This window comes from Acinetobacter sp. SwsAc2 (genome assembly GCF_013391465.1).
GTDB lineage: Bacteria > Pseudomonadota > Gammaproteobacteria > Pseudomonadales > Moraxellaceae > Acinetobacter > Acinetobacter johnsonii.
The window spans coordinates 22668-29147 of the sequence record NZ_JACBEZ010000040.1; the positions used below are offsets into that span (position 1 = coordinate 22668).

General features: G+C 44.6%; 7 protein-coding genes. 2 read left to right on the forward strand and 5 right to left on the reverse strand.

Going from position 1 to position 6480, the window contains the following annotated elements; translation table 11 throughout:
* Nucleotides 1-5 precede the first annotated feature (5 nt).
* The 4 genes from HYI04_RS14610 to nudC form a co-directional block, all read right to left on the reverse strand.
* Entirely contained in the window at nucleotides 6-1289 is a 1284-nt protein-coding gene (locus HYI04_RS14610) for an NAD(P)/FAD-dependent oxidoreductase (RefSeq protein WP_159153775.1), read from the reverse strand.
* Nucleotides 1286-2272: an acyl-CoA desaturase gene (locus HYI04_RS14615; protein WP_159153776.1), complete on the reverse strand. Its 987-nt coding sequence runs from the start codon at nucleotides 2270-2272 to the stop codon at nucleotides 1286-1288. Before HYI04_RS14615 ends, HYI04_RS14610 begins: the two co-directional genes overlap by 4 nt.
* Nucleotides 2273-2406: 134 nt before the next feature.
* A complete protein-coding gene (locus HYI04_RS14620; protein WP_178896325.1) occupies nucleotides 2407-2955 on the reverse strand; it encodes a lipocalin family protein in 549 nt (182 codons plus the stop codon).
* A gap of 169 nt (nucleotides 2956-3124) precedes the next feature.
* Nucleotides 3125-3898: an NAD(+) diphosphatase gene (gene nudC / locus HYI04_RS14625; protein ID WP_178896326.1), complete on the reverse strand. Its 774-nt coding sequence runs from the start codon at nucleotides 3896-3898 to the stop codon at nucleotides 3125-3127.
* Between the two features lie 383 nt (nucleotides 3899-4281).
* On the opposite strand from nudC, the gene HYI04_RS14630 reads away from it, so the two are divergent.
* Complete coding sequence (locus HYI04_RS14630) at nucleotides 4282-5805, forward strand: cryptochrome/photolyase family protein (RefSeq protein ID WP_159153780.1); 1524 nt, start codon at nucleotides 4282-4284, stop codon at nucleotides 5803-5805.
* Nucleotides 5806-5808: 3 nt separating this feature from the next.
* Nucleotides 5809-5943, forward strand: a complete 135-nt coding sequence (locus HYI04_RS14635; protein WP_159153778.1) for a DUF2256 domain-containing protein — start codon at nucleotides 5809-5811, stop codon at nucleotides 5941-5943.
* A 14-nt stretch (nucleotides 5944-5957) separates the two neighbouring features.
* On the opposite strand, the gene HYI04_RS14640 is transcribed toward HYI04_RS14635, so the two are convergent.
* On the reverse strand, nucleotides 5958-6212 hold the full coding sequence (locus HYI04_RS14640) for a TIGR03643 family protein (protein WP_058952279.1): 255 nt from the start codon (nucleotides 6210-6212) through the stop codon (nucleotides 5958-5960).
* Between the last annotated feature and the right edge of the window lie 268 nt (nucleotides 6213-6480).

Genomic DNA, 6480 nt, shown 5'->3' on the forward strand with positions numbered 1-6480 from the left:
TACTCCTAAGCCGCTTGCTCAGTGTGTTGCAGCAACTGATTTACAACCCATGAAGCACTACGCGCTCCATCTTCATGAAAGCCCCAGCCCCAGTAGGCACCACAGTATGATGTCCGGTTCTGACCATTAACCTCAGCCCAACGTTGTTGTGCCTCAATCGCGGCAGCATCAAATACTGGATGACGGTAATATCGTTCTACCCATATTTTTTTCGGATCGAGGTTAAAGTTAGGATTGAGTGTGGAAAAGATTTGGGTTTTACAATTCAGGTTTTGCAACTGGTTCATCCAGTAACTGAAACCATAATGCATGCCACTATGCTGGAATGGAGTTGATTCGGTTGCACGACTAGGTGTCACATGTACATGCCAGCTGGCCCATTGGCGTCTGGATTTGGGCATGATATGAGTATCGGAATGCACCACCATATGGTTATCCTGATAACGAAACTTGCCAAGTACTTCCCGCTCTTGCGCTGACGGGTCTGTAAGTAAATTCAAGCTATCATCAGCATGGCTGGCAAAAATGACCCAGTCAAAACGCTCGCTGCCCTGTTGGGTTTCAATCAGTACATCATTGGCACTACGGGATACATGAAGCACACCTGTCTTGCGGAAAGTCATATTCGATTGGGCCTGAATGGCACGAACATAACGAGCTGATCCACCCTTGACCGTAAGCCACGAAGGTCGCTCTTTCAGCTGCAACATACGATGGTGCTGAAAAAAGCTCACCACAAATTTATACGGAATCTGTCCAGCTTGCTCTACTGGACAAGACCATAGCGCCCCGCACATCGGATAGAGATGTTCCTGACGAAAGGCTTCGGAATAGTCATGTCGATTGAGATATGCATCAATACTGAGCTGTGCATCGACCTGTTCAACATCAATATCTTTATTCGCAGCATAGAAACGGAACAGATCCGACAACATCATGCGAAAATCAGCGTTAAAGAAGTTTTGCGGTCGGAACAACAGCGAGAATTTTTTTGAAGGATTGTACTGCAAGCCAGTGACCTGATTGTTCACCGAAAAGCCCATGTCACTGCTTTGCGATTGAATCCCGAGTTCTTTGAGCATTGCACAGAACAGTGGATAGTTATGCTCATTAAATACAATAAAGCCACTGTCCACTGCGACCTGTTCGCCATCTATATTCAACTGATGGGTATCGGTATGGCCGCCAAAGTAATTATTTTTTTCAAAGACGGTAACGTCATGCACTTTACCTAATTTCCAAGCCGCATACAAACCGGAAATACCTGAACCAATAATCGCAATTTTCATGGTGATTCCTTCGAATGAATTGTAGGAGCGCCTGTTTTGGCTACTTTTCTCTGTTTTCGAGCTTGTGCAATTTTACTGACGTCATAGACCCGCGCTGGAATTGGCTTTAAACCCCAGACTATCCCGAGCCAAGACATAATTTTTAGGAGGTAATAGGTCACATCAATCTGCCACCAGTAAAAGCCCTGTCGGGTACTGCCTGCATAATAGTGGTGATTGTTGTGCCAGCCTTCGCCCAAAGTAATGATAGACAAGAATAAATTGTTGCGGCTTTGATCATCAGTGTCAAAATCACGGCTACCGTAATGATGCGCCAGTGAATTGATACATAAGGTCGCATGGATCAGCAACACGGTGGACACCACAAATCCCCAGACTAGTAATTGCAAGCCGGAAGTCCCCAGTTGCGGCCAAGCTATTGCTAGCCATTCTCCTAGCACATAAATCCCACCCGCGGTCAACAGCACCACAATTAGACTAAACCGGTCTAGCCAGATTAATTCCGGATATTTCAGCCAGTCTTTGATGACTTCTTTACGCGTGGCAAAGTTATATTCATTCAGAAACCAACCCACATGGCTATACCAAAAACCGTGGGTAGATGAATGCGGGTCTTGTGAAGAATCTGTATAGCGGTGGTGATAACGATGATGGGCTGCCCACCATAAGGGGCCACGCTGTGCACCCATGGTGCCTAGTAATACAAATAGGAACTGCACTGGACGCGAGGTCTGAAAGGTTTTATGCGATAAATAGCGATGAAAAAAAGCCGTAATGGAAAACATACGAATCAGGTAGAACAGCAGCATAAAGCCCACTGCAAACCACGACACTCCCACCCAGAACACTGCTAGACAAGCCAAATGCAACAGAATAAAGGGTAAAATCCGCTGCCACTGAATCTTGCTGTTTTCAGCCGTCAGTGTTTCGGGCGCTGTGGGTGTGGACCAGCTGTCTATCCATCGCATCAGAGTTTTCAACATGGACTCATCCTACTTTCGAGCGATTGTATTTATTCTATTTGATGAGTGTAATCAGTCAGGTATGAATTTTATGTGAAGTAAATAAAAAAACCGAACTGTTGAGAGATTTATCAGTTCGGCAAAAGGTTAGCAGATTAATGAGGCAATTTGATAAGTTTTGTCACGTCATAGCCATAATCTTTCGCAGTGTCTATATATGACTGATAAGTTGCTTCATCTAGTTGCGGTTCACGAGACAAAATCCATAGGTATTTATTACTTGGGCCACCCACCAGTGCCACTTTATATTCCGGGTCTACTCGTAATACCCAGTAATGACCTTTAGTAAAGGGGATCCATCTTAAACCTTTAGGCAAAAAGCTGACCTTCAGTTTGCTGTTCCCCTGATTTTGCGAATACGCAACACCTTGAGATCTAATTATTTTGCCATTGGCAATTCGGCAGCTATTCAATACCCCGATAGTTTGATCGGCATTGACGCTATATTGTGCCGTGATATTAGCTATACATTTACGCTGAAAATACATCGGTAAATGCGCAATTTCATACCATTTACCGGCATACTTCTGGATATCTACCCGATCAACTGCCTGAGGCGCAGCAGTTTCTGCTTGAGTCGTTGTACTTAAGCTGATGATAGACAGTGCTATCGCTGCAAAAGCTGACTTAAATCGCATCTTCATTTTTTAGCCTTGTTGGGTCTCAGGATTAAGATAACCCAGTTAGATGTGAACAAAGCGTGAAGATCAAATGATACGATTCAGTTTCTCCAGATCAGGAAATGCCATCTGAAGATTCATTACCTAGGGCGTTATAGCAGTTTATTTGAGAGACCCAAACAGAATTACTTTTTCAAAGCCATTCTTTGCTGTCATCTGCAACAGGCGTTCCATATATCACATGCTGAATCATGGCATAGGCGATACTGCCCTTGAACGGAATCTCGGGTAACTGATCAAATTTAAAAAATTGAGCATCGCTGAGTTCATTTTCTTGAATCTGAATTTCCCCTCCCTGATATTCTGCCTTGAAGGCCATCATCAGATTGCTGGGAAACGGCCACGGCTGACTGGCTAGATATTGAATATTTTTGATTTGTAGCCCCACTTCTTCCAGCGTTTCACGGCTTACTGCCTCTTCTAGGGTTTCTCCAACTTCAACAAAGCCTGCAATCAGGCTGTACATCTGGGTTTTGTTGCGAGCATTTTTTGCCAGTAGAATTTCATCTGTACCTCGGGTAATGATGGTAATCACACAGGGATTCACCCGTGGATACTGGTTATAACCGCAAGAGAGACAGACCATAGCGTACTGGCTGGCATGCTGCTGGGTGGCGTGACCGCATTTACTGCAAAAGCGGTGATTACGGCGCCATTCCAGTAACTGTACCGCACGGCTTGCCTGTTCAAACTGCGGTCTGCTCCAGACCTGTACCAGTTGCCGGATCGGGACCAGTTGATAACCTTCGGGTACTGATTCATTTTCTTTTAGATCCCGTGCAATGACTTGGCCATTTTCCGACAGATCCAAGTCGTGCTGCAGTCTTTCTACCTGCGGCAACTGAAAATGCTCATCCACTAGTAATTGCTGCTGTCTAAAAATATACGCTTTTGAATGCATTCTCATGACCATTCCCTGATTAAAAAAATCTCATACAGAGGGGTGTATGGGACAAAACTAAGGAAGCTCACATGGAGTAACTTCAAGCCAGATACTAGGCGTGAGCTACTTGAATTACAACCATAATAATTTGTATCTTTTTGATTAAAATCACATAATTTTCACACTACTCATGTATTAAGAAATCATGTAAAGCGAGTTTCATCAACTGGCTTTAGCATTGTAGGGATGAATATTTTGTTATAGCAGTACCCATCATTTCTGTGCGATGTCAGCGGGCCATCTGGTCGAGTTGAATTGATTCAACATGCAGAATGATCTTTATTTTCACAAAAAATTGAACTGTCTTGACTTACACTGCGCTATCTTTCATAGGGTCTGGAATGGCTATGCGTTTCGGTTTAATTCTGGGTGACCAGCTTCATCATCAGCTTGCTACGCTCAAAGCGCTAGATCGTATCAGGGATGTGATCCTGATGGCCGAAGTTGTTGAGGAAGCCACTTATGTCGCCCATCATCCGCAGAAAATTGCCCTGATTTTTAGCGCCATGCGTCATTTTGCCAAAGAACTCAAAGCAGAAGGCTGGCGTGTACGTTACCATGCTTTTAAATCTGATAGTCCGATTCGTAGCCTGCTGGATTTCGTAGAGTCACAACAGCAACTCTTACCAGTCACAGAACTGGTCATTACGCACTGCGGGGAATATCGTTTACAGCAGCAGATTGAACAGTATTGGAGCCAGCAGCTGCAATTGCCAGTACAATGCCTAAATGATGAACGTTTTTTCTGTAGTCCGGAGCAGTTCCGGCACTGGGCCAACCGCTACCAGACACTGCGTATGGAATATTTTTACCGGGAAATGCGCAAGCAGACCGGTTACTTGATGCAGGGACAGCAGCCGTTTGGAGAACAGTGGAACTATGACAGCGCCAATCGTAAGGCCTGGGCTGGCAATCCCCCTTTGCCTGCACCACTTCACTTTGAACACGATCAGATTGATCTGGATGTGCTTGAATTGGTTGAACGTGAATTTTCCCGTCACTCTGGCAGCCTTGACAACTTCCGCTGGGGCACCACACGTAGCAATGCTCTGCTTGCACTGGAGCATTTCATTACCCACAGTTTGCCACATTTTGGCGATTATCAAGATGCCATGGTTCAAGACTCAGACATGCTGTTTCACAGCCTGCTCTCACCTTATCTGAACTGTGGTCTGCTACTACCTAAAGAAGTCTGTGATGCGGCAGAAGCTGCATACCATGCCGGTCATGCACCACTGAATGCAGTGGAAGGTTTTATCCGACAAATTCTCGGCTGGCGCGAATATGTTCGCGGAATTTACTGGCTGTACATGCCAGAATATGCCAGCCGCAATGCACTGCAGCACTCAGCACCATTGCCACAATTTTACTGGACTGGCCGTACTCGGATGAACTGTATGGCTGAGTGTTTCCGTAATACTTTTCAGCATGCCTATGCACATCATATCCAGCGTTTGATGGTGACTGGAAATTTTGCCTTATTAACTGGTGTAGACCCGCAGCAGATCAGCGAGTGGTATCTGGCAGTCTATGCCGATGCCTATGAATGGGTAGAACTACCGAACACGCTGGGTATGGTGATGCATGCCGATAGCGGCTTGATGGCCAGCAAACCCTATGCGGCCTCGGGCAATTACATCCATAAGATGTCCGATTACTGTAAGTACTGTAGCTACAATGTCAAAACTCGGACCGAGCTAGATAGCTGTCCGTTCAATAGCCTGTACTGGTATTTTATGATCCGGAATGAGGCGAAATTTCGTACTCATCCACGTATGGGCATGATCTATCGACAGCTAGATAAACTTAAAGATCGGCATCAGATTATCAGCCATGCCCAGCAACTTCTTAGCCAGATCAATGAGTTATAAACGATGAAAAAACAGCATCTCCCTGAAAAAATCTGTATCCATTGTTTGCGCCCTTTTACTTGGCGCAAGAAATGGCACCGCTGCTGGGAGGAAGTACAATATTGTTCTGAACGATGTAAACGTGTGTCCAGACGGTAATCAAAATCAAACACTTAGAAACGCTTGTATTGGCGTGAACAATAGGCCCGTATCACATCAGGTAAACGCAGCTGCAGATGCTTGGTTTTTCGGCCTGTCACACGTGCACGCCACATTTTAAAGCTACTGGGTTTCATATTTTGCCGCATCAAGCGGATCACTGCCGCTTCGTTCAAACCAAACTCACATTGAATGGCTTCAAATGGGGTTCGATCCTCCCAGGCCATTTCGATAATTCTGGATAAGTCTTCTTCAGAAAATTGATTCATGCCATTCTCATTTTAATTACTATGAAGCTTCAATAAGTTCTATCAACTCATTTACATAACTTGAGTCAACTTTAATTCAACTAAAAGCATAATAATACGATCATGAATTTTTTGTGATTTTCTCTAGTTTACGGACTAAACGGCTTTGTTGCACAAACATTCAAAAGCTAAACTTCTTCCAAGTTATCTAAATTTAAGTGGCAACTTGGGTGTGAGGTCGACCTAAATCTGTAAATTTATTTAATACGGCCACACGTGCATGAATCTC

Coding starts and splice junctions, on each gene's coding strand:
- HYI04_RS14620 (WP_178896325.1), bottom strand. CDS start 2,955: ATGAAGATGCGATTTAAGTCAGCTTTTGCAGCGATAGCACTGTCTATC.
- HYI04_RS14615 (WP_159153776.1), bottom strand. CDS start 2,272: ATGTTGAAAACTCTGATGCGATGGATAGACAGCTGGTCCACACCCACA.
- HYI04_RS14635 (WP_159153778.1), top strand. CDS start 5,809: ATGAAAAAACAGCATCTCCCTGAAAAAATCTGTATCCATTGTTTGCGC.
- HYI04_RS14630 (WP_159153780.1), top strand. CDS start 4,282: ATGCGTTTCGGTTTAATTCTGGGTGACCAGCTTCATCATCAGCTTGCT.
- nudC (WP_178896326.1), bottom strand. CDS start 3,898: ATGAGAATGCATTCAAAAGCGTATATTTTTAGACAGCAGCAATTACTA.
- HYI04_RS14640 (WP_058952279.1), bottom strand. CDS start 6,212: ATGAATCAATTTTCTGAAGAAGACTTATCCAGAATTATCGAAATGGCC.
- HYI04_RS14610 (WP_159153775.1), bottom strand. CDS start 1,289: ATGAAAATTGCGATTATTGGTTCAGGTATTTCCGGTTTGTATGCGGCT.